Genomic DNA, 26,535 nt, shown 5'->3' with positions numbered 1-26,535 from the left:
CCCGGTTATTTATTCGGCTTTTGAAAACAGCTGCGTGACATTTTCCAGCCCGGTCACAAGCCTGCCCTTCCCTGCTGCCTTTTTCTGCCGGCTCTTGGCTACATACAGCGGTAGCATTTCACCATATAGGCTGGTGCTTATTGTACGCTGTTCATCTTCCAGCCTGTCCCGGCGCAGCTTGATGCCATACTTCGCCAGCTTTGGCTCCAGTTCGTCAGCCCGGTTTAGCAGATCCCGGCGCGTCATTTGATAAGCGTGTTCGCATACCATCCTGCGTGACTGAAAGCTGAATACATTTGAGAAAAACAGCTTGGCATCGTCTCTGGTGGGCTCAAACAACAAAATATCTTTATCCGGATAGGCCGTCGCGTAATGCGCTATTCCGGATTTCATCCGTGAGTACACCATGGTCCGGAACATCTGTGACAGCAGATTCGGCATACCCGAACGAGTCAACTCCCCTGGCGACATGCTTCCCGCACGAACCGCTGCGCTGGCGTCGATCGGGACCTGGGGATTTACAGCAAAAACCAGATCCGCGCCGTCCTCAAATGCTACCGACGCATGCAGGCCTTTGCGCAGAGTCCCATCCACATAGTAGCGGCCATCTATTTCAACAGGCACGTACAAGCCGGGTGATGCCGTACTCGCCTGAATGGCTCTGGAAATCGGCACATGATCAAACCCTGGAGCACCAAAACATACGGCCTCAGTGCTTTCAACATCAGCAGCAACAATGTAGAGACTGCGCTTCAACTGCCGAAAATCGTTTGAACGCCCAAGCATTGAAAATGCCCGCTTCAGGTATTCATGCAGACCTTCGTTATCGAAAAGCCCGGCGGGAACCGCCTGCGCCATAAGAGTCAGAGCTTCAAGCAGGCTCTGATCGTAGGGATTATTGATAAAGCGGCGGAGGGCCGTGGAAAATAGCCCGGGTATTGCGAGTAGCCGCCCCCCCATTTCCTTCAGCGCCGGGCGGAAGAAGACATCCGGGTGAAAAGGATGAACCTCGGCCTCATTCCGGACAAAAATCCGGCACAATTGGGCTGTGGTCATCTGGTTAGCCAGGTTCGCCGCTACAAAGGAGCCTGCATTAACGCCCACATAGACATCAAGGTTGTTAAAATCCAACCCATCCAACGCCTCGTCCAGCGCCCTGAGCGCGCCAATTTCGTATATCCCACCCAAGGGACCACCGCCACCAAGCGCAAGCCCGATGCGTGGAGTGGGTTTTACTCCGGTTGGCGTTGTCATAACTTTTCCTTTTCCGGGTAAACAGCCTTAACGAGGCTACTCGACGGCACACACACCAAGTTAGCAACAGGGTTTAGAGTACGCACCCTAGATTTAAAAGCTCCCCGAACTGGCATCATCAGGAAGCAGCCTGTTCGGCCAATGCCGCAGACGTGGATTTACCTGGCCGCAGATAGCGCCCAAAGCCAGCATTGCGCAATGCAAGCTCTACGCAGCTTTTAATCACATGGGGCGAATCCAGCAACAGTACATCTTTAAGAAGTTTCACCGCCCATTCCCGGCTGACGCTGCGAATGACAGATTTCACCTTCGGCAAACTGGCCGCGTTCATCGACAGAGAGTCGAAGCCCATGGCCATCAGCAACACGGCGCCACCCGGGTCTCCCGCCAACTCGCCACAGATACCCACTGGCTTGCCAACCGAATGGGCATCCTGCGCAATTCTTACCAGCGCCTGCAACACTGCCGGGTGATACGAGTGATATAGCTGGGCAACACGAGGGTTGTTACGATCTACTGCAAGCAGATACTGGGTCAGATCGTTGGAGCCAACCGAGAGAAAATCGACACGGTCAGCCAGCTCGCGAATCTGATATACCGCAGCCGGTATTTCCACCATTACACCCACCTTGGGCATATGAATGTCATACCCCTCTTCCCGAACTTCATGATAAACCCGGTATATCAGGTGCAGGGATTCCTCAACTTCAGAAATATTGCTGACCATCGGCAGCATGATCTGGAGATTGTTCAGGCCTTCGCTCGCCTTCAGCATGGCCCGCACCTGCACCAGAAAGATTTCAGGGTGATCCAGCGTGACCCGAATACCCCGCCAGCCCAGGAAAGGGTTCTCTTCTTCAATCGGGAAGTAGGTCAGCGCCTTGTCACCACCGATATCCAGGGTGCGCATGGTCACAGGATTGGGCGCAAAAGCCTCCAACTGTTCACGATAATACTGCCGCTGCTCCTGTTCCGATGGAAAGCGGTCCTTTATCATGAAGGGCACTTCGGTGCGGTATAAGCCTATCCCTTCCGCCCCGTGAGACAGGGAGCGCACCACATCCGTCATCAGCCCGGTATTAACCAGCAGGGGCACCCGATGGCCATCCGTTGTTATACAGGGCTTGTCACGGAGCGCTTCCAATCCACGATCAATTTCATCTTCTTCGTCACAAATTTGCTGGAAAAATGTACGGAGATCCGCCGAGGGTGATGCGAAAATCTGGCCTTCAAAACCGTCGACGATAAGCTCCTTACCATCGAGCTGATTAACTGGAATATCCACCAGGCCCATAACGGTGGGAACGCCCATTGCACGGGCAAGAATGGCAACATGAGAGTTACTGGAGCCCTTAACGGACACAAGCCCGACCAACTGCCCCCGGGGCACTTCACCCAGCATGGCGGGAGTCAGTTCCTCACTCACCAGAACCGTGCGCTCGGGATAGTTCAAGTCCTTCTGCTCACCCTCCTGAAGATAGGAAAGCAGACGACGACCTAGATCGCGAACGTCTACCGCCCTTTCCTGGAGGTAGTGGTCGTCCATCATTTCAAAATGACGGACATAGTGCTGAACCACCTGTTTCAGCGCCCCCTGAGCCCAGATCCCCTCACGGATTCTGTTATTGACCTCCCCAGGCAAGGCTTCGTCGCCGAGCATACGGAGGTAGACATCAAACAGCGCTAACTCTTCAGGACGAAGCCTTGAGGTCAGCCGTTTTGCAACCTTTTCGATGTCTTCGCAAACGGCTTGCACAGCAGACCGGAACAGCTCAAGTTCCTGTTCAACGTCTTCTGCCGGCCTATCGGGAACCACGTCCAGATCGGCGGCCGGGTAGACCACAACACCATGGCCAATTGCCACACCAGGCGCTCCCGGCACACCATCGAAGCTGACGTCGTGAGCCTCTTCACCGGTTAGCGAAAGGCCGCTGATGGCTCCGGTCGCTTCACTGTGCGCAATCACACCCGCCAGTTGAGCCGAAACCGTGACCAGAAACGCCTCTTCCCCTTCGTCAAAACACCGTGAACTCTCACGCTGCTGGACCACGAGGACACCCAGCACCCGGCGATGATGAATAATGGGAACCCCGAGAAACGAGCGAAAGCGCTCTTCTCCGGTTTCAGGAAAATAACGATAGCGGGGGTGAGACGGCGCGTCTTCAAGGTTGATAGGCTCTTCGCGGGAGCCCACGAGCCCGACCAGTCCTTCTGAGTGCGCTAGGCTCACCACGCCTACGGCCTTCAGGTACAGACCTTCGGTTGCCATCAGAATGTAGCGGTTGGACGCTGGATCCAGCAGATAAACAGAACAGACTTCAGTCCCCATGGCTTTCTGCACACGTGACACGATAATACCCAGTGCCTCTTGCAGATCCCGGGCACTGTTTACCTCTTGTACAAGACTTCGCAGAATGCTCAGCATGGGGTGTCAGTCCGTCATTTCGCCTGTTCCTTTAAACGCCGGTTATGCTCGCTCCGGTGCCACTGCTCCATGTTATGGAACAGCCTTGGCGCGAGCTCTCTCAGCGCACGTCGATACACTTCACGCTTGAAGGAAACCACCTGGCCCAACGGGTACCAGTAGCTTACCCACTGCCAACCATCGAACTCCGGTGAATCCGTGCCATCAACGCGTACTTGCGCGTCCGGCGATAACATCCTCAGCAGGAACCATTTCTGTTTTTGGCCCACACAGACGGGGTGCGAGTTATGCCGTACCATCCTTCGGGGAAGGCGGTATCTCAGCCAGCCCCGGGTACAACTGATGATTTCAACATCATTGGCGCCCAGGCCAACTTCCTCTCCAAGCTCCCGATACAGCGCATCTTCCGGCGATTCTTCAGTATTGATACCGCCTTGGGGAAACTGCCAGGAGTCTTGCCCTATTCGCCTTGCCCAGAGAACTTCTCCCCGGTGGTTGGCCAGAATGATTCCGACGTTGGGTCTGAAACCGTCTGAATCGATCACGGCACAGTCCTCTTAATAAAGTCGGCAGACCGGTCAGATATTTACCGGTCGGATTTTTCCAAGTTGCGCTCATTCTTACAGAATCCCAAGGCTTCGGCAAACGCAGCTGTGCGCGGACACTCATGGTAGGATATTGCCCTTCCCGAAGCCCTGTGTCCCTGGAGGTAAACGCTTGACCCTAGCAATTTTTGATCTCGACAATACCCTGCTCGCCGGTGACAGTGATCACGCCTGGGGTGAGTTCCTTGTGGAGGAAGGTATCGTTGATGCCGAGATTTATCGCAAGACCAACGACCGCTTCTATCAGGAATACCTGAACGGTGAGATGGACATACTGAACTATCTCAAGTTTGCGCTTCAGCCTCTTTCGGTCCATAACATGGAAGAGCTTCTGAAGTGGCGAGCCATCTTCATGGACAAGAAGGTGCACCCCATGCTGCTGAAAAAAGCCGGTGAACTTCTTGAAAGCCACAGGGAGCGCGACCACACCCTGATGATCATCACAGCCACCAACCGGTTCGTAACCGAACCTATCGCGGAACTCCTGGGCATTGAGCACCTGATTGCCACTGAGCCGGAAATGATCAACGGTTGCTACACCGGAGAGATTGCCGGCGTTCCCAGTTTCCAGGAAGGCAAGGTCAACAGGCTGAACGATTGGCTGGCTGCTCACGGCGAAAGTCTTGAAGGTGCCTGGTTCTACAGCGATTCACACAATGACTTGCCACTGCTCGAGAAAGTCGCCAATCCGGTTGCAGTTGATCCGGACCCGAGGCTGGAAAAGTACGCCAGAAGTCAGGGGTGGAGCGTTATGACGCTTCGCGACGAATGAGCACTGAAAACGAGTGGACCCCGCTTTTGGGGCCCGCTCACCTTCACATAAAGCCGGTCAGTGAGCGAACAAAGCAGGATTTGATGTAGTCCGTCTCCGGAATTCCCGGAATAATCGGGTGATCAGGCGCTTGATGCCCCTGCTCGAGAAGCTGGACGAACCGATCAATCTTGCGGCCGCTGCCACGGATAATATCAACCAGCTTCTCTTGAGAGAGGTGCATGGAACAGGAAGCAGAAACCAATACGCCATCTCGCTCCAGCAGTCGCAGCCCTAGCTGATTCAATCGCGCATAAGCCTGTTCACCAGCTTTCTGGTCCCTCCGGCGGGGAATAAGTGCGGGCGGATCAAGTACAACGATATCGTATTTCTCTTTCTCATCTGCCAGCGCTTTCAGCGCCTCGAACGCATCGCCCTCAATGGTTTCGACGTTATCCAGACCGTTGAGGTTCGCATTGTGATGAACCGAATCAATGGCTCCTGCGGAACTGTCCACGCAGGTAACCTGGGTTGCACCAGCGCACGCAGCCTGAATCCCCCAACCGCCCACGTAACTGAACACATCCAGCACCCTTTTGCCCGGTGCATAGGCCTGAAGGCGCTGGCGGTTCATCCTGTGATCGTAGAACCAGCCCGTTTTTTGGCCGCCTTCGAGGGGCACCTCAAAGCGAACACCGTTTTCCTCTACTTGAAGGAGCTCTGCCTCAGGGCCGTGCGCCTGCTCAACGTAGGAGCCCAACCCTTCGACTGAGCGCATCTTGCCATCGTTCTTGAGGATAATAGCCTTCGGGTGCGCCAGGCGCTGAATCGCCCTGATAATCGATTCTTTCATCTGCTCCATGCCGGCAGTGGAGATTTGCACGACTACAGTATCGCCAAACCGATCCACTACCAGCCCGGACAGTCCGTCACTGTCGCCAAATACCCAGCGATAGAACGGCTTGTCAAACAGCCGCTCTCGCAATGCCAGCGCCGTTTCCATTCGCTGAGTCAGTCGGTTCGGCGTCATACCCTGCGCCGCATCGCGGCTGATTAAACGGCCACAGATGAGGGCGTGCGGGTTCACGAACACAACACCGAGCGGCTTGTCATTGGAGGCTCTCAGTTCAGCCTGGGCACCGGCTTCAAAGGCAGCCAGCGGTGATCGCCGGGTGTCGACTTCGTTGCTATAAACCCAAAGGTGGCCTGCGCGAAGCCTGCGTTCCGCGCCTTTGCGTAGATATAAAACCGGGAAATTCATTGCGACCACCTAGGGAAAGGAATTCAGGGCGGGGATTATACATGAAGGAAGTGTGGGCGCACCTGAGCCGGGAGTATGGAACCGTCGGGCACAGCTTTTCAAAACACGCTCCTTGCGGCACATCCATGTGGCGCTTGGGCTCCGCCTCTCACTGCTTATTGCTCCTGCGTCGCAGTGAGAGTCCTGGGCTGGCCGTCCTTGGCCAGCCCGTGAAGAGTTTCTCGCTCTTCACCCATGGCTCCGCACAGTTTTGGAAAGCTGTGCCCGACGATCCCTGATCGGCTTACTCAGCAGCCGCTACATGCTCCGCATAAGCCACAGCATCCATCAGGCCATCAATCTCACCTTCATCAGCCAGCTTCACTTTGAACAACCAGCCGTCGCCGTAAGGGTCTTCGTTGACCTTTTCCGGCTCGTCTTCAAGAGCGTCGTTAATCTCGAGAACCTCTCCCGTTACCGGGCTGAACACGTCGGAGGCCGATTTAACCGATTCAGCAACTCCGGCCTCCTCACCACCGTTAACCGTTTCACCTACCTCGGGCACGCCGATATATACCACATCGCCTAACTGCTCCTGGGCGAAGTCTGTGATGCCGACGGTTGCTGTGCCATCAGCGTGCACGCGCACCCATTGGTGAGTATCGATGTATTTGAGATCAGAGGGAGTGTCGCTCATAAGTGAAATTCCTGAGAAATTTTTTGCGCAGTGTAACCGAAGAGATTAGCGCCAGCTAACCTCTCTCGCCAACTGCATAAATGAATCCAGATATTGTACCCCGACATCTCGCTCACGACAGCCCAGATAAATCTGCTTGGAAATCCCTTCTTTTCCAATTTTTACAGGAACCACCCCCAATCGATCACTATATTCGTGCACCAGCCAGCGGGGTAACGCTGCCACTCCGCGTCCAGCGGCAACCATTTGCAGCATGATATCCGTGGTCTCAATGGTTTTGTGACGGGCCGGGCGCAGGTTTGCGGGAACCAATAAATGATTGAATACATCCAGCCGCTCGATTGCCACCGGGTAAGTAATCAGAGTTTCCGGCTCCAGATCCACCGCCTCAGCCCAGGGTTTGCCTGCCAACCGGTGATTAGCTGCAACCACCAGAACCTGTTCGTAATCAAAAACAGGTTCGAATACCAGGCCGGGCCGGTGCAGCGGGTCGGGAGTTACCAGCATGTCGATGTCGTGGCCGAACAGCGCGCCAATACCCCCGAACTGGAATTTCTGTTTTACATCCACGTCTACCGCGGGCCATTGCTCGAGATAAGGGCCAACAACCTTCAGCAACCATTGGTAGCAAGGGTGGCATTCCATGCCTATACGAAGGGTGCCGGCCTGTCCTCTGGCGAACTGACCGATAAGCATCTCCGCATGCTCAAACTGGGGCAACAAGCGATTCGCCAGCGCCAGCAGGTGACTACCAGCCTGAGTCAGCCGGAGCTGGCGCCCTTCTCTTAACCAAAGGGGAGTCCCCAGCTGGTGCTCGAGTTTACGAATCGAGTGGCTGAGAGCTGACTGCGTCACATGGAGGCAGTTGGCCGCTGCAGTGAGAGACCCTTCTGCTTCAACAGCCCGGAGCACTTCCAGGTGGCTACGTTCAATCATTCTGCCAACCATGAGTAGAATTAATGGAAGCCTGAAATAATACCATTATTATTCATTAATCCGGAACGCTAATCTTGCCGCTGCTGCTAACAACCTGACACCTACAAATGGAGTTCCGGATGACTACCACCCATAACCTTGGCTACCCCCGCATCGGCCCCCGTCGTGAACTCAAATTTGCCCTGGAATCGTTATGGCACGGCAAAGCCAGCGAACAGGCCTTGCAAAAAACGGCCGCCGGGCTGCGAGCGCAGAACTGGCAAGAACAGTCAGGGCTTGCTCTTGCGCCTGTGGGCGATTTTTCGCTGTACGATCAGGTACTGGACATGACAGTCACGCTCGGAAATTTACCGGAAAGAGCCCGCGCCTATGACGGCTCCGCGCTGGATGAATATTTTCGTGTGGCCCGGGGCCGCTCCCCAAGCGACAGCACCTGCTGCAGTGTGCATGCAGGGGAAATGACAAAATGGTTCGACACCAACTATCACTACATAGTGCCGGAGTTCAGCGCTGATACTAGCTTTAGCCTGAACGCGGAACGCATTCTGGACCAACTAGCCGAAGCGCGAACGCAGGGTGTGAGCGCCAAACCGGTCATCATCGGCCCGGTTACCTATCTCTGGCTCGGCAAAGCCAAAGACGACTCCGATCGCCTGAATCTTCTGAACAAGCTACTGCCGGTATACGCCGAGCTACTGGCAAAGCTTGCTGCACAAGGTGCCGAATGGGTGCAAATTGATGAGCCAGCACTGGTCACCGAACTCGATGCGAACTGGCGACACGCGTTTATACTTGCGTATCACGAGTTGAAAACAGCGCCAGTGAAGCTGCTGCTGACAACCTATTTCGGAGAACTAAGGGAGAACCTGCAACTTGCCTGTGAACTGCCTGTGGCGGGCATTCATCTGGATGCGATCCGCGCCCGGAGCGAAGTATCCCGGCTGGCTGACTGGCTACCGGTCCATAAAGTGCTTTCTCTCGGTGTTATCAATGGCCGGAATATTTGGAAAACCGACCTGAACGCCACACTCGACCTGCTGGAGCCATTAAAAGAAAAGCTGGCCGAACGCCTCTGGCTCGCCCCCTCATGCTCTCTTCTACATGTACCCGTTGACCTGGAAAGTGAAACCACACTGGACCCTGAAGTCCGCAACTGGTTGGCCTTCGCGCGCCAAAAGCTGCAGGAATTGAGCATACTGGCGAAGGCTCTGGATAATGGCCGTGAATCTGTCGCAAAAGAACTCGAGACCAACCAGAAAGCCATCGAAAACCGCAGCCAGTCACCACGGGTTCACAACCCGGCTGTTACCAAGGCCCTGTCGGCTGTTACACCGGGGTATGGCCAGCGCAAGAGCCCGTTCAGCACCCGCGCCCGGCTGCAGAAAGAACGATTTCAACTGCCAGCCTACCCAACGACCACCATTGGCTCTTTTCCCCAAACACCAGAAATCCGTGAGGTACGCAAAGAGTTCCGTCTAGGCAACCTGGGCCAGCAGGATTACACCGCGCGAATTCATGAAGAAATCGCCTACTGTGTTAAGCAACAGGAGGCGCTTGGACTGGACGTACTGGTACACGGCGAAGCCGAACGTAACGACATGGTGGAGTATTTCGGCGAGCAACTCGAGGGCTATGTTTTCAGCCGTTTTGGCTGGGTGCAATCCTACGGTTCCCGTTGCGTGAAACCTCCGATTCTATTTGGTGACATCTCCCGCCCTAACGCCATGACTGTAGACTGGATCAACTACGCCCAGTCCCTGACGGACAAGCCCATGAAAGGCATGCTTACCGGCCCCGTAACCATTCTGAACTGGTCGTTCGTGCGCGACGATCAGCCGCGCAGAGACACTTGCTTGCAGTTGGCTTTGGCCGTGCGTGAAGAAGTGCAGGACCTGGAAAAATCAGGCGTAGGGATTATCCAGATAGATGAGGCCGCCTTGCGCGAAGGCTTGCCGTTACGTGAATCAGACTGGAACGCCTATCTTGAGTGGGCCATAGAGGCGTTCCGCATCAGCGCAAACGGCGTGCGGGACGATACCCAGATTCACACCCACATGTGTTATTCGGAGTTCAATGACATCATTGGCGCCATCGCCCGCATGGATGCGGATGTCATTACCATAGAAACGTCACGCTCGGCTATGGAACTGCTTGATGCGTTCAAGGGCTTCGAGTATCCCAATGATATCGGCCCGGGGGTCTACGACATCCACTCACCAAACATCCCGCAAACGGAGCAGGTTACAAATCTAATGGAAAAGGCTGCGGAGCGGATTCCGGCGGAACGTCTATGGGTCAACCCGGATTGCGGCCTAAAAACCCGTCGCTGGGAGGAAGTAATTCCAGCACTCAAAGCCATGGTGGCAGCAGCACGTGGGCTGCGGACGCAAAACAAGGGCAAAGAGGTCATGGCAACAGAGCTTGCAGAAACGACTCAGTAACCGGAGCTGTTCTGATCGAGTTCAAACTCGAAATCCAGGGCCCGGCAAACTTCCGTTGTGAAACTGCCGGAGGCCTGGAACTCGAACCAGCGATATCCCGGAGCCTGATCCTCAACCGAGAACTTGCGGGAACCGGAAGTGAACTGAATACAGGTGGAAGGCGTCGCCAGTAGCTGCACGCCATTTCTCTGTTGCTCATGGGTCTGGTGAACATGGCCCCACAGCACTATTTTAACTTGCGGGAAACGATCAACCACTTTCCAGAATTCTTCACGATTCCTGAGGCCGATTTCTTTCATCCATTCAGCACCAATATCCACCGGGTGGTGATGCAAGGTGACAAGAGCCGGCAAGCACGGGTGCTGCTCCAGCGTTTGTGCCAGAAACTCCAGCTCGGATTCGGCAAGCTCTCCAAATACTTTCCCGGGCACGGACGAGTCCAACATAATGAATTGCCAGCCGCCCTGGACAATATGCCGGTGATCCGCGCCATAGTTCGCTGCAATTGTATTCAGGCGTGTCGCATGATCATGATTACCTGCGATCCATGCCGAATCACAGCTGAACGCAGCAAGCCGGTCACCAAAATCACGGTACGCGTCTTCCGAGCCATCCTGAGCAAGGTCGCCGGTGGCGAGGATCAGGTCCGGCTGCCCATGGGATCTGAGCACCTCAGCAATAACGGCATCGAGACTGTCACGGGTATTCACACCCAGCAACGCGCCATCGGCACTGGACATCAGGTGCGGATCCGTTAACTGCAGTACCCGAAGCGGACGGGTTGTTACCTTTGGAGTCATTATGCCCTTGGTCTTCTCGCTGCAATCACTTGAGGAACTGTTTTACAGGCTTTCGCTTCAAGCCGGTTCCCGTGGTTTCAGAACAAGTGTACGTTGTCTGCTCCCGGATTTATCACCTGCCACTGGAACCGGCGTCACATTCTGAAGATGCGCCGGGCAATATATTGCATTATTTAACAACCAAACTCGCTCGCTCAGTGCGTGCAGACTTTCAGCCAGCCAGGCGGCATTAACCTCAATCGGCGCCTTCTCCCGCTGTCCAGGCGGCATGTTCAAGAGGAAGGTGGCCGAACTTCAGACAGTATTCGAGCCAGTCAGCGAGGAACCCATTCACCTGAACTTTTTCGTCCGGGTGATGCATAAAACGATTCGGGTAGTCATTAACCGGTGCAATCCGGGCATCACGATAACAGCTGATAACCTCTGCCATAACCGCATCGTGATACACCCGAACGGTCATTTGCGGATTATTGAGCCAGCGACCGTTATTGTGAGTCTGTTCGAGAAGGAGGGTTTCAGTGAACCGGGCTGTTTGCAGTACCTCGATACGAACACGGCCCAGATACTCGTTTTCCCGGTAAAGTTCGATTTCGCACAAGGGCTTATCTTCCACCCTCAACTGGCGCAGCCTGCGAAGGCGATGGTAGTTCCCCTCACACAGAGCCCCAAACTGGCGCAAATCCGGAACATAGCGTTTGGGTTTCATTGTCCACTCCCCCATCACTGCCACCCTGCACGCAATCTGTCCCGGTTAAGCTGCAACCATTGGATGGCAATGATTGCAGCCGCATTATTAATTCGGCCATCACTGATCATGGCTATGGCGTCGTCTGCAGAAACCACGTGGGCCCGAATATCTTCGTGCTCATGCTCAAGCCCGTAGAGGCCTCCTGCTGCCTCCGTACTGACTTGGCCACAATAGAGATAGATCATTTCTGTGCTTCCACCCGGAGAAACCAGGTAATCGCAGATTTTTTCGAGTTTGCTGAAGGTAAGGCCTGCCTCTTCCTGACCCTCTCTCTGAGCAACCTCCTCACTACTCTCGCCATTTTCGTTCATTCCAGCGACTAACTCCAACAACCACGGAGACTGGTCTCGACCGAGTGCGCCCAGGCGAAACTGTTCAAGCAGAACAACCTCGTCGCGACCGGGATCATAAGGAAGTACGCAGGTCGCGTCACCACGGATGAAGAGTTCGCGAGTAAACTCGGGCATGCTCTTGCCATCAAAGCGAGGATGCGTCAGCCACAACTTGTCCATTCGAAAAAAGCCCTGGAAGACGGTTTCGCGTTTTTCGATTTTGACATCACTGACTTTGAACTGAAACGGCTCGGCCATTGTTCATCCTGGTTAGAATCGGATTTCGAACGATAGCCGCTTGAAGTCAGTTATTGCAAGCGCGAGCCCTTCTGGGTAGGGTGCTAACTAGATGCAATCTGCAAATGTAGAGCTGAGAGCAATAATTGTCCATAATAGCCCGTCTGTTTCGGTCGGCTTGACGTACCCTTGCTGTTAATGGCCTCACCACCATCTCACTAGGAACGATACGGCATTCCTTTTCAGCGCCCCGGGAGGGTGCAGAAGCGCATATGAATTCAGGAGAAACAATGAAGAAACGACTGCTTTCCGGGCTCGTGGGCCTCTTGGTGGCACAACCTGCCCTTTCCATGGACCTGGTAGAGACCTATGAGAAAGCACTCTCCTATGACTCCGGTATTGCTGCCGCCCGCGCCAGTTTTGAGGCCCAACAAGCAGCCAGTGACGTCAGCCAGAGCTTCCTGCTACCCCAGATCGGCGCCTTCGGTGAAGGCAATATGGTCGACCTCGACGGCGGTCCAACTGCGGATTACAGCTACCGTGAACTGTCATACGGTATCCAGCTATCCCAGCCACTATTTCGCGCAGATACCTGGTTCCGTTATGACGCCAGCCAGTTTCAAACAGAATCTGCCCGGGCCGAATACAACCTGGCTCAACAGCAACTGATTCTTGATGTCGCAACTGCATACTTTAACGTTCTCCGCGCGCAGGACACAGTGACGACCGCACGGGCAGGCGAAGCCGCAATCCGACGCCAGTATGAACAGGCGCAGGAGCGATTTGACGTGGGCCTGATCGCCATTACAGAAGTCTACGAAGCCCGTGCCAGCTACGATGATAGCCGAAGCCTGCGAATTGCCGCAGAAAACCAGACAAACATTGCCCGGGAGCAGTTGGCCCGTTTTACCGGCGAATATTCCGAGGATCTGGAGAACCTGCGCCAGAACTTTCCTCTCAGCCGTCCGGAACCGATGGACCCGGCAGCCTGGGAAGTCACTGCACTGGAACAGAACTGGTCGATTCAATCTGCCCTTTACCAGCTTGATGCCAGCGAGTCCGTCCTGAAAGAAGCAAAAGCCGGACATTATCCGACTTTGGACCTGAGTGCGTCCTACAGTGATACCAACATTGCAAACGGCACCACAAGTCAGTTCGACGGCACGCAAGGCACCGTTGGGCTGACCTTGAATGTCCCGTTGTATTCTGGTGGTGGCATTCAGGCCGGTGTTCGCCAGCAGCGGTCACAGGTGACCGTCGCGGAAGAGACTCTGACCACCGTGCGCCGTGACGTACAAGTGACGACTCGCAGTCTGTACCTGACCGTTAATAATAACGTTGAAACCGCATCCGCTCTGGAGCAAACCATTGTTTCCCGCCGCAGTGCACTGGATGCAACCCGTGCAGGCTATGACGTGGGCACCCGTAACATCGTCGAGGTGCTGGATGCGGAACGCGCCTACTACGTGGCACTGAATGATTACGCCAACGCCCGTTATGACTATGTGACCAACACACTTCAACTAAAGCAGGCTGCCGGCACGCTCAGCCCGAGGGACCTTATTGAGCTGAACAACTGGATCAGCGCCACTGCCCCCGGTATAGAAGCGTTGGCAAACGACAACAAGACTCTGGACGACCCTTCCCGCTAACCTGCACAGGCCCGTCATCCAAATACCTGACCGAGAAAGGGTGGGGGGCAAGCCTCCCCACCCGAATCCTGTCCTGAAGACACCATGACTTCACGAGACTTCACACCCGCTCGATAATTCCGTCAACCACTCTGTCCAGAGCACCTTTATTCTTATTGACCACGGATAAGGCACGCTGACCACTGGCCTTGCGCTCTCCAGCATCACTAAACAGAACCACCAAACGACGACAAAGCTGATCAGCATCGCTAACCATCGTCACGCCACGGTCATCAAGAAGTCTCTGGTAAATAGTTTCAAAGTTGAAAACGTGAGGCCCGGAAATGACAGGAATCCCCCAACCCGCTGGTTCCAGAGGGTTGTGACCACCGCGTTCAATCAAAGAGCCGCCGACAAACGCCACATCGCTGGCACCGTAAAGCATCATCAGCTCACCCATGGTATCTCCGAGATAAACATCTGCACCCGAAGGGTCTTCGCCAAGAGATCGCCGTGCAAGAGTAAACGCCTGTTTACCCACTTTATCCGTTACCGATTCAAAGCGTTCCGGGTGGCGAGGCACCAAAATCAGCAGGGCGCCCGGATGTTTTTTTAAAAGCTGCCGGTGCGCCGCCAGCAACTGGGCATCCTCACCCTCATGGGTACTACCAGCAATCCATACGGGGCGCGCAGAAAAAGATGCTTTAAGTTCAAGCGAAGCCTGCCGCACAACTTCCGGGATATCCACATCAAACTTCACACTCCCGGTTACCGCAACTTTGGATGCCGCAACACCAATTCGACGAAACCGCTCCGCGTCTTTTTCGGCCTGGGCAGCTACCCAGCTGATACTGCGTACAATTGGCGCCACAAGACCTTTGATTCGCTCATAACCCCGGGCAGACCGTTCGGAAAGCCGCGCATTGATCAGGAAAACCGGCACACGACGGGAGCGGCACTGGCGTATCATATTCGGCCAGATTTCAGTTTCCATTATGACTAAAATCCGGGGATTGGTCCGGTCCAGAAAACGGCGTATTGAGCCTGGGGTATCGTAGGGAGCGTAGGCGTATTGAACCTGATCACCAAACATTTTCATGGCCTGTGTCAGGCCTGTGTCCGTCATGGCTGTCATCAGTATCGTAATATCGGGGTTACGAGCAAGCAGGCGCCGCACCATCGGGGCCGCCGCAATGGTTTCGCCTACCGAAACGGCATGCACCCACACCACAGTGCCGCGGGTTCCAGGCACGAAGCCCAGGCGCTGTTCCCAATTGCGGCGCAGCTCGGGGGCCTGCCGGCCCTGCCACCACAAACGCAAAAGAATAAATGGAAGCAGTAACCGTATAAGCTGAGAGTATATAAATTGAAGCACGCAGGACTCCTAGCAAATCAGTGCGCTATCATATCCCAAAGCCTATTGATTTGCTTCCGACTGACCCAGCCGGGCACCATAGTCTGCCCAGCAACTTACTGAACCCGGGACCTGTATCACGTGAAGAAGAAATACCGCAGGCAACCACGCAATACTGACTACACCGCCTACCTCCATCCGCGCTGGTGGTCGACCTGGGCCGGGATTGCAGTTATGTGGTGTCTGGCTCAACTTCCTATCCGCTTTCAATGGTGGCTCGGCAAGCTGGCCGGACTTCTCGCCTGGCGCTTTGCCAGCAGGCGCCGCCACATAACCGAAGTCAACATCCGGCTGTGCTTTCCGGAGCTCAATCAGTCGCAGCAGGCTGCTCTGGTCCGCAATGCCTTTATCGCCAATGGAATTGGCCTGATGGAACTGGGTATCGCATGGTTTCGAAACCCTGCAAAGCTTACCGGCATAACGGAAGTTCACGGGAAGGAGCACCTTGATAACGCACTCGCCGAAGGCCAAGGCGTATTGCTGCTGGGCGGCCACTACAGCACACTGGACCTCGGTGGCAGCCTCGTTACTGAGTATATTGAAGCGGATGTGATGCAACGTGATCACAACAATCCGCTAATGAACGCCATCATGACCCGGGCACGTGAGCGCCGATATGACACAGTGCTTGGCGCCAGAGATCTTAGGGGCCTGTTCCGAAGCCTGCGCAATAATCGCACCGTCTGGTACGCCGCCGATCAGGACTACGGGCGCAAAGATATTGTATTTGCGCCCTTCTTTGGAATACCTACCGGTACCATAACCGCAACGTCACGAATCGCGGCGCGCAGTAAATGTAAGGTGGTTCCCTTCAGCCACTTCCGGCGGGAGGATAAGCCCGGGTACGACATTTATTTCCACCCTCCGCTGGAATCGTTTCCAAGCGGTGACGACCTGCAGGACGCAACAGAGATCAACCAGATACTTGAGAGGGAAATCCGGCGCGCTCCCGACCAGTACCTATGGATGCACCGACGCTTCAAAACGCGACCAGACAAGGACGACCCAGGGTTCTATGGCAATAAATAGAGCATCGGCAGCGCCTGTAATATGGTTGCTCACAGACAACAAACCAGGGCACAGGAACCAACTGAAAGGCCTGGGCAACCGGTTGCGCGTGAAAGCTGGCGCCAGCCTGTTCTGGATAAACGCGCTCGACACCAAGGTTCCGTTTTGGCGCGCACTACTGGCAATACCTCCGAACCTGGATAGTGCACTCCCCCACCCGGACCTGATCATCGCGGCAGGCTCGGGTACTCACGGACTCTTGTTATCATTAAGGCGGTTAAAGAAAGCCACAACGCTCGTCCTAATGAAGCCCGGATTCCCTCGAACCTGGATCAGTGGCTCAATTATCCCGGCCCACGATGACATTGCTCAAAACCGGGACACCCTGATTACCGACGGTGTTATCAACACGATCACCCCACTTGCGAAAATCACGGACAAACCGGAAGCCCTGCTGTTACTTGGCGGGCCGTCTCCACATTTTGACTGGGATGATGACGTTGTATTTGGACAAGTTGCCAACCTGATGGGTGAGTACCCGCAATGGCGCTGGACGATCAGCGGCTCAAGAAGAACTCCGGAGGCTTTCAGGGCGAGACTTGAAGAACTTTCTGGCCCGCGAGTCACTGTGGTCAACCCAGACGACACTTACGAAGATTGGCTCAACCATAGAGTTGCCGCATCCAGGGCAATATGGGTAACCCCCGACAGCATGTCCATGGTGTGCGAAGCTGCAACCTCCGGCGTACCAACCGGCCTGTTTCAGCTACCTGAGCATCCGGGCAGCCGGGTCGCCAGCGGCGTTCAACGACTCGTCGAAGCAGGTTATGTGGCCCGCTGGAGCGATCACGCTGCGGTTATGGGCGGCAAAACAGGCCAGGAAAAACATATCTGGGAAGCAGATAGGGCCGCAAACTGGGTCATCCACCGGTGGCTTGCACAGGGCGCTGGAAAAAAACAAAACGAGCAAAAGAGGAAGACTTCTTGAGAATTCTTCAGGCGCTGCCCGCCCTCTACAGTGGCGGTGTAGAAAGAGGAACTGTCGAGTTTGCGTCTGACCTGGTGCGTCTCGGCCATGAATCCTATGTCGTGTCCAACGGTGGCCCTTTGGCGAAACGCCTCGAGAAGCAAGGCTCGACCCACATTCAGATGCCCATCCACCGTAAATCGCCTGCGTCATTCGGCCAGATTCGCCCTATGAGAAAGCTGATTCGGGAACTGCAGCCAGACATCATTCATGTCCGCTCACGCATGCCTGCGTGGATTGTACGCCTGGCGTGGAAGAGCTTACCGGCGTATCAGCGCCCCGCGATCGTTTCAACGTTTCACGGAATGTACTCCGTTAACCGATACAGCGCGATCATGGCGAAATCAGATCACGTAATTGCAGTTTCAAATTGCGTGCGCGACTACGTCCTCCATAATTTTCAGGTTCCCGAACACAAACTCACCGTAATACAGCGCGGCGTGGATGTGGATTATTTTCAGCACCGAGACTTGAGCGAAGCATGGCTAACGGCTCTATTTGTGCAATTTCCGCAGCTCGATAACAAGCGAATCCTCATGATGCCCGGACGCATTTCCCGCTGGAAAGGCCAGCTGGAGTTTCTTGAGGCCATGAAAGAAATCGTCCGTGAGAAGCTCGACTGCCATGGCATTGTTGTTGGCGGTGCAGAACCAGGCAAAGAACATTTCATGGAGGAGCTTGAACAGCACCGTGCGAAGCTCGGCCTCAACGATAAAGTCACCTTTCTCGGCCAGAGAGATGACATGGCGGAGCTCTATCTGTTCGCCGACCTCGTTTGTCACATGTCGACAAAACCCGAGCCCTTCGGCCGCACAGTTACCGAGGCACTTGCGTCCGGCACGCCCGTCGTCGCATTTAACCGAGGCGGCGCAGCAGAAACGCTGCAAGCATGTTTTCGGGACGGGCTGGTAACGCCCGACGATACCCGAGAGTTTGCCGGGGTTGCGCTCAGGCTGCTGAGCGATTATTCCCCGAATATCGAGATTCCCTTCAGATTTCGTCTCGAGGCACAAACAGAGTCGACACTGGAGGTTTACCGCAAAGTTCTCACCAAAGCGCCCCCTTCACCGTGAACTCAACCAACCGCCTCACCGTTGCCCAATTAATCGCCACTCCGGGAGGTAATTGGGGCGGCATGGAGAAGCACACAGCTGACCTTGCGGAAGAACTTGCGCGCGCCGGCCACAGGGTACATGTTCTGGCACACCCGGGTTACCGACATCGCTTTTCACACGAAATCACTTTCCATCCGTTACCGGTTCAGTGGGGAAGACGGAATCCCTTGCTAAAGCTCCGTTTGAGGCAAATGCTTCGCAAACTCTCACCCGATGTAATCCATGCCCAGGGCAACAAGGCCGCGGCGCTGATTTCAGCGATGGAAATCCCGGGAAGCATAACGGTGGGCACAGTACATGGCACCAAATCCAGCCATAAGGATTTCGACAAACTTGATGGCGTCATTGCCGTAAGCAAAGGCATTCTGAAGTCACTGTCACATCCCGCTAAGACCCTGATTCACAATGGGCTCAAGCTCCAGAACAAAGAGAAAAAAACAACTCATCCGGTACCCGGAAACCAGCACTTTGCAGTGGCCATAGGTCGCCTCGAGCCAGTCAAGCAGTTCGACTGCCTGATTTCTGCATGGGCGTCGATCAAGCCGGCGCTGCCACTCTATATACTTGGCGAGGGATCCCAGGCCGAAAAGCTGAAGGCTCAGCTCCAGCGCCTGGACGCTGAAAGCTTCATAAAACTGCCTGGCTACGAAGACAACCCGACGGCCTGGCTTCAGCAAGCATCAGTGTGCGTAATCAGTTCCGCGCGTGAGGGTTTTCCGTATACTCTTGTCGAAGCCTTACTGGTGCGCTGCCCCGTGCTCTCAACGCCGGTCAATGGCGCCCTTGAGATGCTTCCCGCCGAAAGCCTGGCCACCGCTACAGATGTGAGCGCGTTACAGACGCTGGTGTCAGCACAGCTTGCAGATCCCGAAAGCCTTAAAAAAAGCCAGACAGCGTGTTTTGAGTTTGCTTCACGGGAACTGACACTGGAGGCTATGGCGACCCGAACAGCGGCTTTCTATTACGAGCTTCAAGAAAGCATCCATACCTGAAAGCACTCTGAATTCACTCTCACAACACTGTCGCATACGATTAATGCCCCTGCATTTATGCATGTACCACCAAGGAGAAAGGCGCTGCCATGATCAATCTTTCAGACCAGAAGCCCTTTGCCTCGGGATCCAATCGACACTGTTACCGGCACCCCGGCATTCCTGGCCGCTGCCTGAAAGTAATTCGCCCTGAAAATATAGAAGCCCGCTATCAGCGGCAGATGCCTTTGAAGAAACTGCTCGGCAAATCCAGAATCAACGACAACACACAGGAACAGCGTGCTCACCAGCAGAGTGCCATAGTATCGTTGATCAAACGGGGCCACGAAAGCTGCGTCTGGAAACATCTCCCGCGATTCTATGGTGAAACATCAACTTCGCTCGGCTCCGCCAATGAGAGTGAGCTTCTCCTGGACGACCACGGAGAACCTGCTCAGACGCTTGAGAGCTACTTGCAGCAACACGGCTTTGACACACCTATAAAAGCTGCTTCAGAGCGTTTCTGTGAATGGCTTGAAAATACAGGAATATTGACTCGCAACCTCTTGCCTCACAATCTGGTGGTCACCCTACGAAATGACCAACCAGAGCTTTTCCTGGTCGACGGATTGGGAGCACCCGGCGCTCAGAACAAGCTAGCGGCGATTCCGGCATGGCGAAAGCGCTATATAACGAGACGAATCAATCGCTTCTACAAGCGCATCGCATGGGAGCTCAGTGACAGAAAACGGTCCTGGGAGGACTCACAACAGTTATGAAACCTGCACCGGGCCCACAGCACTGTCGATGCTCAGCCCATATGGTAAGATCCAACCTTTGAATGCAGTGTTCAGGAACGCTCTCATAAACGCAATCAAGCCCGGAGTATGCTCATGATTCATCCCGTCATTATGGCTGGCGGTACCGGCTCACGACTTTGGCCGTTGTCACGACAACTGAACCCGAAGCAGTTTCTGAAACTGACAGATAGCCCGCTCTCGATGCTGCAATCGACGGTGGCCAGGCTTGACGGAATGAGCGCTCAACAACCACTCCTGATCTGCAATGAAGAGCACAGATTCCTGGCTGCGGAACAAATGCGGCAATCCGGCCATGAGGATAGCTGCATTATCCTTGAACCTTGCGGTCGCAATACCGCACCTGCCATTGCACTGGCGGCACTTCAACTATGTGAGAGCGCCGATGGCGATGACCCGCTTATGCTGGTTCTTGCTGCCGACCATCTGATCAAGGATGTCGAGGCTTTCCAGGCAGGCGTGGCAAAAGCTGTACCTCTGGCAAAAAAGGGCAAGCTTGTTACCTTCGGTATTGTGCCCCATCAGCCAGAAACCGGGTACGGCTATATACATCGCGGCAGTGAACTGGCGACTGACTGTTTCTCGGTTGATGGATTTGTGGAAAAGCCCGATATTGAGACTGCCAAAACCTACCTTGAGTCCGGAGAGTATCTTTGGAACAGCGGCATGTTCCTCTTTGGTGCGCGACAGTATTTGACGGAGCTGGAGTTACACCGCCCTGACATTCTGTCCGCTTGCCGTGCAGCAATGGCAGATACCAGCGAAGACCTTCATTTTATCCGTGTGAACTCAGAGCTGTTCGCAAACTGCCCGTCGGAATCCGTAGACTATGCGGTTATGGAAAAAACCGATCACGCAGCAGTTGTCTCTCTGGACGCTGGTTGGAGCGACATAGGATCCTGGTCCGCCCTTTGGGATGTCAGCGAAAAAGACCCGGACGGCAACAATCTCAACGGCGACGTGATAGCCCATCAAACCCGGAACACACTGGTTCGCGCAGACAGCAGACTCGTCGCAACTATCGGCGTCGATGACCTAGTTATCATCGAAACCAAGGATGCGGTTCTGGTCGCCCATAAAGACAAAGTGCAGGACGTAAAAGCTGTGGTTGAGCAAATACGCAGCGATGGTCGGCATGAGCATATGAATCACCGGGAGGTTTACCGGCCCTGGGGCATCTATGACTCCATCGACAGCGGCCCTCGCTACCAGGTAAAACGAATCACTGTAAAGCCCGGCGCAAAACTATCCGTCCAGATGCATCACCACCGCGCTGAACACTGGATTGTCGTCAGCGGCACAGCAAGAGTCACCAACGGTGAAAAGACTTATCTGGTCACCGAAAACCAGTCTACTTACATCCCGATAGGCCAGGTGCACTCACTGGAAAACCCCGGAGTTATCGATCTGGAGCTGATTGAGGTGCAATCCGGCTCCTATCTTGGTGAGGATGACATCGTTCGATACGAAGACAAGTACGGGCGCGCATGAAAAAACTAAAATCCTACCTCCTTAAATTTGTCCTCAGAGCTTCGAGCATGCTGAACTTAAAAGCAGCTCAACACATTGGCAGGTTTTTCGGCGGCGCAGCTTGGAAATTCAGGTCAGAGTCCCGAAGAGTAACGGATGTGAACCTGGAATTGTGCCTGACGGAGTTGGATAAGGAGAAACGTGACCTGCTTTCTCATAGCTCCCTGCGTCATACGGGCATGACGGCTCTTGAAATTCCGCTGATGTGGGAGTGGCCAGTTCAAAAATGTCTCGACCTCATTCAGCAATGCGAGGGCGTGGAGTTGGTAGAAAAGGCACTGTCGACCGGCAATGGGCTGATATTGCTGGCTCCCCATATCGGTAATTGGGAGCTTGCAGGATTGTATTTTTCATCCAAATATAAAATGGCTTCTCTATATAGCCCGCCCAACATGAAAGAATTTGAAGACTATATGATCAAGGTCCGCAGCCGAGTTGGGGCGGAACTTGTCAGAGGAGACCGGCGGGGATTAATGAGGTTAATGTCGATTCTCAAGGAGGGGGGTGTAACTGGCATTCTTCCGGACCAGTCTCCGCGTGGTAAAACCAATGCTTATGCACCATTTTTTGGTACAGAGGTCAGAACTATGACACTGGTAGCCAAGCTGATGCAAAAGACAGGTGCTAACGCCCTAGTCACATATGCGGAACGGCTGCCAAGTTCAAAGGGGTTTCGCATTGTAGTTAAGGAAGCCCATCCAGACCTCGCCCACCCGGATCCTGTGGTCGCCGCTACTGCGCTAAACAAATCGATCGAAAGCGTAATACGCCTCAGCCCGGAACAGTATCAATGGGAATACAAGCGACTTCGGCATAGACCCAAGGGCGAGCCCAATCCCTACTACCCGGACAGGGTCTGCCGTGGGTAATCACTCGCGGCCAACCGCGCAACGCAGTGCTATCCATCATTTAAACCCTTCGTTAGTGGTTACACGAATATGAGTATCGCTCCTCAATCCATCGGTGTAGTTATCACCACTTATAATTCGCCCCTGTGGCTTAGCAAAGTCCTGACCGGTTATGAAAACCAGTCGTTCAAAGACTTCCGCGTCATCATCGCCGACGATGGCTCCAACGACGAAACTCGCGATCTTGTCGAAACGTTCAAAGCCCGGAAGCTACTTTCGATTGACCACATATGGCATGAAGATAAAGGGTTTCGGAAATGCCAGATATTGAACAAGGCAATTGCAGGCACTTCCTGCGATTATCTTGTTTTCACTGATGGAGACTGTATCCCCGCACCCGACCTGATTGAAACACACCGTTTACTCGCGGCACCCTCCACCTTTCTTTCTGGGGGTTACATTAAACTGACAATGCCTGTTTCCGAAGCCATTACAGAGCAAGATATACGTTCCGGCCGGATCTTCGATGCAGCCTGGCTTATAAAATGCGGACAGCCGAAAACCCACAAACTATGGAAACTGTCGAAATCCCGCGCCTTCAGAAACCTGATGAACCGGATCACTCCAGCAGCTGCAAGCTGGAATGGCATGAACAGCTCAACCTGGACAAAAGACCTGATTGCAGTAAACGGATTTAATGAAGATATGCAATATGGCGGACTTGATCGGGAGCTGGGTGAACGCCTATGGAACTATGGTCACAAGTCCCGACAAATACGGTACAGTACGGTTTGTTTGCACCTCGATCATGCTAGGGGCTATGCCAAACCCGAAATCTGGGCAAAAAATAAGGCCATTCGCAAAGCGGTTAAGGACAATAAAACCATCAGAACCGAGCACGGCATCCAGAAGGGCTCACCCAAATGAGAACCCTTGTTGTCATTCACAGCCTAAAGATGGGTGGCATGGAGCGTGTGGCCGTCAATCTTGCCGATGCGTTCGCAGAAGAGGGCCATGAGAGCCATATTCTGTCCTGTCGAAACCACCCGAATGACCTGCAACCGAATCATCCGGACGTTCACCTCCACCACCATGATCAGTTAAAAGCATTGTTGAAATCCGTTATTGGTATTCCAGTATTCTTGTTATCCCGGCTTTTTCTGGGAATTATAGTGCCAAAGTCTCATTTCATATGGGTTGGCTGGTTGAGCGGCTGGCTACTAAAACACAAAGTCCGTGTTCTGGAAAAGCAGCATGGTCGATTCGACCGGATAATATTTCGCGGATTGGGCACCTTCAAGTATTTCTGGTCGTTCCACGATGACCGTAATATCTATGTGTTGGAAAACGTAATCCATCATGACCGCCCCCTCTGGCAAAAGAAGCTGGAGTGGAGGCTGGTTTTCAAAAACCGTCACTTGGCGTGCGTGTCATCAGGGGTGTATGCATCAGCGACCGACGCGTTTAAACAAGGCAGTATTGCACCCAAAAGCCTCAGAGTGATTACAAACCCCTGCCCAATCAAAGAAATTCAAGCTCTGGCAGAACTATCTGACCCGGATATTCCCGAGGAACCCTATATTTTAAACGTGGGGCGCCTTGTGCCTCAGAAAGGGCATGATTTGCTATTACGCGCATATGCTCTCGCCCAGCCTCGTCAAAAACTGGTTATTGTGGGAGACGGTGCTCTTCGCGAATCTTTAGAACAAACAGCACGTGAGCTAGGAATTTCGGCGAATGTAATCTTCGCGGGTAAGCGGCGCAACCCCTATAACTGGATGAGACACGCAGACCTCTTCGTGCTTTCCTCTGAGTTTGAAGGCTTAGGGATCGTCTTGACGGAGGCGCTTGCTTGCGGAACGCCAGTTATATCAGTCGACTGCCCTGGCGGAATCCGTGACGTATTTAAAGGTGAACTGGAGTGCTACTTATCTCAGATGACTGCTGGTAGTTTGGCAGATTTAATGAATAGGGTACTGAGCGAGCTGCCGGTGACTATCAAAGCTGAATGGCTCTCGGACTTCGACCAAAAACGAATTGTTGATCTTTTTCTCGCCACTCCACCTCCGTTAAGAGCATGAGAATGACAGCCGATCAGACCAAAACGCCCATCCGCGTTTTATTTATCAAAACAGGGCTGGATGCAGCAGAGCTCGATCTGATTCGGCAACTGCACAACCACGGCGTGTTCATTAAAGTAATCTGCTGGGCCAGCGGCACTAGCCTGGACTTCCTGGAGAAAGAAGAAATACTTATCAACCCCGTGCGTAAAAAGGGGAAGTTTGATGTCCCATTTATTTGCCAGATTCGCTCGGTCGTAAAGCAATTCGATATCAACTTGATTCATGCAACCGATTCTACTGCACTCGCCAATGCAATCTGGGCAACGTACTTTACCAACGTTAAAATTATTGCCTACCGTGGCACCAGTGCCCGCATTCGCAAGACTGACCCAACCTATTGGCTAGGTGCGCTCCACCCGAAGGTTTCATTAACGTTCTGTGTTAGCAAGTCAGTTTATCAGTATATGAAGACCCGGCTGCCTGAGCATAAGCTTCGATTGAACTACAAGGGGTTTGACCCTTCGTGGATCAACGTTGAGAGCCCGCAACCGGCCGACTTTCCGAAGCTACCGGAAGACAGGTTTATCGGCATATTTCTGGGTAGCAGCGCTGGACGTCCGCATAAAGGGCTTGAAATTCTGATTAAAGCATTCCATCAGCTGAACGACACAAAAAATATTCTCATCGTTCTCGGCAATAGCAGTCCTGAAGCGGAGCGGCTGGCCTCAGAAGGGCCGGCGCACCAGCGAATATTTTTGATCGGGAGAGTCAAGAATGCAACTGACTGGCTTTGTCATGCTGACCTTTATATACAGCCCTCACTTGGAAGAGAAGGCTTGCCCCGCTCTGTAAAAGAAGCCATGGCAGCAGCACTGCCTATTATCATCACCGACATTCCAGGGCCAACCGAGTTGATTGAGCACGAAAAATCCGGACTGGTCATTGAGGCAGGAAATGCTGACGCACTTACTCAAGCTTGGGAGCGCATGGCGAGCGATGCTCATTTGCGGCAACGTTTGGGGGTAAACGCCAAGACCCGCCTGATCGAAAAGTTCTCGCCTGAGGCTTTTTTTCAAAATACATTAATGGCGTATCACGATGTCCTACATATTGACCCCAATGCCTGAAACGCCATCATTCAGGGGCGTGGGCAAGAGCGCAGTTGCGGCAGGATCTCTAGGGCCGACCGGTGAACAATTCCAATCTGCGCCGGGAAAGGTGTTTTGAGCATTAACGCCATCGCAAAACGATGGCAGCCTGCTCCTGAAAAAATTGGCTCACCGCCCGGCCCGATATGCATCAAAACCCCACCAACTTCTCGGAAGTTATTCGCATCCAAAGTCGCTCGTGACGGCAGTGAACCGCGCTGCTTTACGTCAGACCAGATTGAATCCAGCTTTCTATAGCGTTCGATAACATCTTCAGGCGTGCGACAATCGTCAACCACCCCGGTTTTCGACACAGAAATTTCTCTTAACATATAACTAATCGCACCAGACTGCTCCCAGTTGTCGCCCTTTTGCCAGTGAGCCCAACAGTACGCGAGTTTGGGGTGCTGATCACATGGCTGCTCCATAGGTACTGGCCATGTGCCTACAACCCGCCCTGACATCTGGCGAATGCTCGCTCCAAAGTAATGCCCCA

Annotated in this window: 24 protein-coding genes; 13 read left to right on the top strand and 11 right to left on the bottom strand. The window is 53.9% G+C overall.

Going from position 1 to position 26,535, the window contains the following annotated elements:
* Window positions 1-9 precede the first annotated feature (9 nt).
* From Q4501_RS17195 to Q4501_RS17185, 3 genes are all read right to left on the bottom strand, one after another.
* Complete coding sequence (locus tag Q4501_RS17195) at window positions 10-1,254, bottom strand: patatin-like phospholipase family protein (protein ID WP_303597489.1); 1,245 nt, start codon at window positions 1,252-1,254, stop codon at window positions 10-12.
* A 118-nt stretch (window positions 1,255-1,372) separates the two neighbouring features.
* Window positions 1,373-3,679: a phosphoenolpyruvate--protein phosphotransferase gene (gene ptsP, locus Q4501_RS17190; protein WP_303597488.1), complete on the bottom strand. Its 2,307-nt coding sequence runs from the start codon at window positions 3,677-3,679 to the stop codon at window positions 1,373-1,375.
* A 14-nt stretch (window positions 3,680-3,693) separates the two neighbouring features.
* Window positions 3,694-4,224: an RNA pyrophosphohydrolase gene (locus Q4501_RS17185; protein WP_303597487.1), complete on the bottom strand. Its 531-nt coding sequence runs from the start codon at window positions 4,222-4,224 to the stop codon at window positions 3,694-3,696.
* Between the two features lie 172 nt (window positions 4,225-4,396).
* On the opposite strand from Q4501_RS17185, the gene Q4501_RS17180 reads away from it, so the two are divergent.
* Window positions 4,397-5,056, top strand: a complete 660-nt coding sequence (locus Q4501_RS17180; RefSeq protein WP_303597486.1) for an HAD family phosphatase — start codon at window positions 4,397-4,399, stop codon at window positions 5,054-5,056.
* Between the two features lie 43 nt (window positions 5,057-5,099).
* Here the strand turns inward: Q4501_RS17180 and Q4501_RS17175 are convergent, their stop codons facing one another.
* From Q4501_RS17175 to Q4501_RS17165, 3 genes are all read right to left on the bottom strand, one after another.
* Window positions 5,100-6,296, bottom strand: coding sequence for a class I SAM-dependent rRNA methyltransferase (locus Q4501_RS17175; protein WP_303597485.1), 1,197 nt, complete (start codon window positions 6,294-6,296; stop codon window positions 5,100-5,102).
* Between the two features lie 283 nt (window positions 6,297-6,579).
* The gene (gene gcvH, locus Q4501_RS17170; RefSeq protein ID WP_303597484.1) at window positions 6,580-6,972 is read right to left on the bottom strand and encodes a glycine cleavage system protein GcvH; all 393 of its coding nucleotides are present in this window, start codon (window positions 6,970-6,972) and stop codon (window positions 6,580-6,582) included.
* Window positions 6,973-7,017: 45 nt separating this feature from the next.
* Window positions 7,018-7,908, bottom strand: a complete 891-nt coding sequence (locus tag Q4501_RS17165; RefSeq protein ID WP_303597483.1) for a LysR family transcriptional regulator — start codon at window positions 7,906-7,908, stop codon at window positions 7,018-7,020.
* 119 nt (window positions 7,909-8,027) lie between these two features.
* On the opposite strand from Q4501_RS17165, the gene metE reads away from it, so the two are divergent.
* Window positions 8,028-10,349: a 5-methyltetrahydropteroyltriglutamate--homocysteine S-methyltransferase gene (gene metE / locus Q4501_RS17160; protein ID WP_303597482.1), complete on the top strand. Its 2,322-nt coding sequence runs from the start codon at window positions 8,028-8,030 to the stop codon at window positions 10,347-10,349.
* Here the strand turns inward: metE and cpdA are convergent.
* The 3 genes from cpdA to Q4501_RS17145 form a co-directional block, all read right to left on the bottom strand.
* On the bottom strand, window positions 10,343-11,149 hold the full coding sequence (gene cpdA, locus Q4501_RS17155; RefSeq protein ID WP_303597481.1) for a 3',5'-cyclic-AMP phosphodiesterase: 807 nt from the start codon (window positions 11,147-11,149) through the stop codon (window positions 10,343-10,345). The two genes, metE and cpdA, sit on opposite strands and share 7 nt — an antisense overlap.
* Before the next feature lie 235 nt (window positions 11,150-11,384).
* Window positions 11,385-11,870, bottom strand: a complete 486-nt coding sequence (locus Q4501_RS17150) for a DUF1249 domain-containing protein (protein ID WP_303597480.1) — start codon at window positions 11,868-11,870, stop codon at window positions 11,385-11,387.
* Window positions 11,870-12,487: an NUDIX domain-containing protein gene (locus tag Q4501_RS17145; protein WP_303597478.1), complete on the bottom strand. Its 618-nt coding sequence runs from the start codon at window positions 12,485-12,487 to the stop codon at window positions 11,870-11,872. Before Q4501_RS17145 ends, Q4501_RS17150 begins: the two co-directional genes overlap by 1 nt.
* A gap of 269 nt (window positions 12,488-12,756) precedes the next feature.
* Here Q4501_RS17145 and Q4501_RS17140 point away from each other — a divergent pair, with 269 nt between their 5' ends.
* Entirely contained in the window at window positions 12,757-14,118 is a 1,362-nt protein-coding gene (locus tag Q4501_RS17140; RefSeq protein ID WP_303597477.1) for a TolC family outer membrane protein, read from the top strand.
* A 100-nt stretch (window positions 14,119-14,218) separates the two neighbouring features.
* Here Q4501_RS17140 and waaA read toward each other — a convergent pair whose 3' ends face one another.
* On the bottom strand, window positions 14,219-15,472 hold the full coding sequence (gene waaA / locus Q4501_RS17135; protein WP_303597476.1) for a lipid IV(A) 3-deoxy-D-manno-octulosonic acid transferase: 1,254 nt from the start codon (window positions 15,470-15,472) through the stop codon (window positions 14,219-14,221).
* Between the two features lie 120 nt (window positions 15,473-15,592).
* Here waaA and lpxL point away from each other — a divergent pair, with 120 nt between their 5' ends.
* The 10 genes from lpxL (at window position 15,593) to Q4501_RS17085 (ending at window position 26,018) form a co-directional block, all read left to right on the top strand.
* Window positions 15,593-16,540 carry an LpxL/LpxP family Kdo(2)-lipid IV(A) lauroyl/palmitoleoyl acyltransferase gene (gene lpxL / locus Q4501_RS17130; protein WP_303597475.1) on the top strand — a complete coding sequence of 316 codons (948 nt, stop codon included), beginning with the start codon at window positions 15,593-15,595 and terminating at the stop codon, window positions 16,538-16,540.
* Window positions 16,527-17,507, top strand: a complete 981-nt coding sequence (locus Q4501_RS17125) for a mitochondrial fission ELM1 family protein (protein ID WP_303597474.1) — start codon at window positions 16,527-16,529, stop codon at window positions 17,505-17,507. Before lpxL ends, Q4501_RS17125 begins: the two co-directional genes overlap by 14 nt.
* Window positions 17,504-18,619 (top strand): glycosyltransferase family 4 protein, encoded by a 1,116-nt coding sequence (locus Q4501_RS17120; protein WP_303597473.1) that lies wholly within the window; start codon window positions 17,504-17,506, stop codon window positions 18,617-18,619. Before Q4501_RS17125 ends, Q4501_RS17120 begins: the two co-directional genes overlap by 4 nt.
* Entirely contained in the window at window positions 18,616-19,653 is a 1,038-nt protein-coding gene (locus tag Q4501_RS17115) for a glycosyltransferase (RefSeq protein WP_303597472.1), read from the top strand. Before Q4501_RS17120 ends, Q4501_RS17115 begins: the two co-directional genes overlap by 4 nt.
* An 89-nt stretch (window positions 19,654-19,742) precedes the next feature.
* Complete coding sequence (locus tag Q4501_RS17110; protein ID WP_303597471.1) at window positions 19,743-20,411, top strand: YrbL family protein; 669 nt, start codon at window positions 19,743-19,745, stop codon at window positions 20,409-20,411.
* 114 nt (window positions 20,412-20,525) lie between these two features.
* Entirely contained in the window at window positions 20,526-21,941 is a 1,416-nt protein-coding gene (locus Q4501_RS17105; protein ID WP_303597470.1) for a mannose-1-phosphate guanylyltransferase/mannose-6-phosphate isomerase, read from the top strand.
* Window positions 21,938-22,849, top strand: coding sequence for a lysophospholipid acyltransferase family protein (locus Q4501_RS17100; RefSeq protein ID WP_303597469.1), 912 nt, complete (start codon window positions 21,938-21,940; stop codon window positions 22,847-22,849). The genes Q4501_RS17105 and Q4501_RS17100 overlap by 4 nt, the downstream gene beginning before the upstream one ends.
* Before the next feature lie 69 nt (window positions 22,850-22,918).
* A complete protein-coding gene (locus Q4501_RS17095) occupies window positions 22,919-23,755 on the top strand; it encodes a glycosyltransferase family 2 protein (RefSeq protein WP_303597468.1) in 837 nt (278 codons plus the stop codon).
* Complete coding sequence (locus Q4501_RS17090) at window positions 23,752-24,909, top strand: glycosyltransferase (protein WP_303597467.1); 1,158 nt, start codon at window positions 23,752-23,754, stop codon at window positions 24,907-24,909. The genes Q4501_RS17095 and Q4501_RS17090 overlap by 4 nt, the downstream gene beginning before the upstream one ends.
* 2 nt (window positions 24,910-24,911) lie before the next feature.
* A complete protein-coding gene (locus Q4501_RS17085) occupies window positions 24,912-26,018 on the top strand; it encodes a glycosyltransferase family 4 protein (protein ID WP_303597466.1) in 1,107 nt (368 codons plus the stop codon).
* 11 nt (window positions 26,019-26,029) lie between these two features.
* Here the strand turns inward: Q4501_RS17085 and Q4501_RS17080 are convergent, their stop codons facing one another.
* Window positions 26,030-26,371, bottom strand: a complete 342-nt coding sequence (locus Q4501_RS17080) for a hypothetical protein (protein WP_303597465.1) — start codon at window positions 26,369-26,371, stop codon at window positions 26,030-26,032.
* Window positions 26,372-26,535: the final 164 nt, after the last annotated feature.

It is taken from the genome of Marinobacter sp. 2_MG-2023, from assembly GCF_030546935.1.
Lineage (GTDB): Bacteria > Pseudomonadota > Gammaproteobacteria > Pseudomonadales > Oleiphilaceae > Marinobacter.
This window is presented reverse-complemented; position numbering and strand designations above follow the sequence as displayed.

Excerpts from the sequence above, each read along its gene's own strand:
- gcvH (WP_303597484.1), bottom strand. The coding sequence starts at position 6,972 with ATGAGCGACACTCCCTCTGATCTCAAATACATCGATACTCACCAATGG.
- Q4501_RS17090 (WP_303597467.1), top strand. The coding sequence starts at position 23,752 with ATGAGAACCCTTGTTGTCATTCACAGCCTAAAGATGGGTGGCATGGAG.
- Q4501_RS17145 (WP_303597478.1), bottom strand. The coding sequence starts at position 12,487 with ATGGCCGAGCCGTTTCAGTTCAAAGTCAGTGATGTCAAAATCGAAAAA.
- cpdA (WP_303597481.1), bottom strand. The coding sequence starts at position 11,149 with ATGACTCCAAAGGTAACAACCCGTCCGCTTCGGGTACTGCAGTTAACG.
- Q4501_RS17175 (WP_303597485.1), bottom strand. The coding sequence starts at position 6,296 with ATGAATTTCCCGGTTTTATATCTACGCAAAGGCGCGGAACGCAGGCTT.
- Q4501_RS17165 (WP_303597483.1), bottom strand. The coding sequence starts at position 7,908 with ATGATTGAACGTAGCCACCTGGAAGTGCTCCGGGCTGTTGAAGCAGAA.
- Q4501_RS17195 (WP_303597489.1), bottom strand. The coding sequence starts at position 1,254 with ATGACAACGCCAACCGGAGTAAAACCCACTCCACGCATCGGGCTTGCG.
- Q4501_RS17080 (WP_303597465.1), bottom strand. The coding sequence starts at position 26,371 with ATGTTAAGAGAAATTTCTGTGTCGAAAACCGGGGTGGTTGACGATTGT.
- Q4501_RS17085 (WP_303597466.1), top strand. The coding sequence starts at position 24,912 with ATGACAGCCGATCAGACCAAAACGCCCATCCGCGTTTTATTTATCAAA.
- metE (WP_303597482.1), top strand. The coding sequence starts at position 8,028 with ATGACTACCACCCATAACCTTGGCTACCCCCGCATCGGCCCCCGTCGT.
- Q4501_RS17125 (WP_303597474.1), top strand. The coding sequence starts at position 16,527 with ATGGCAATAAATAGAGCATCGGCAGCGCCTGTAATATGGTTGCTCACA.
- Q4501_RS17110 (WP_303597471.1), top strand. The coding sequence starts at position 19,743 with ATGATCAATCTTTCAGACCAGAAGCCCTTTGCCTCGGGATCCAATCGA.
- Q4501_RS17095 (WP_303597468.1), top strand. The coding sequence starts at position 22,919 with ATGAGTATCGCTCCTCAATCCATCGGTGTAGTTATCACCACTTATAAT.
- Q4501_RS17100 (WP_303597469.1), top strand. The coding sequence starts at position 21,938 with ATGAAAAAACTAAAATCCTACCTCCTTAAATTTGTCCTCAGAGCTTCG.
- Q4501_RS17105 (WP_303597470.1), top strand. The coding sequence starts at position 20,526 with ATGATTCATCCCGTCATTATGGCTGGCGGTACCGGCTCACGACTTTGG.
- Q4501_RS17150 (WP_303597480.1), bottom strand. The coding sequence starts at position 11,870 with ATGGGGGAGTGGACAATGAAACCCAAACGCTATGTTCCGGATTTGCGC.
- Q4501_RS17140 (WP_303597477.1), top strand. The coding sequence starts at position 12,757 with ATGAAGAAACGACTGCTTTCCGGGCTCGTGGGCCTCTTGGTGGCACAA.
- ptsP (WP_303597488.1), bottom strand. The coding sequence starts at position 3,679 with ATGCTGAGCATTCTGCGAAGTCTTGTACAAGAGGTAAACAGTGCCCGG.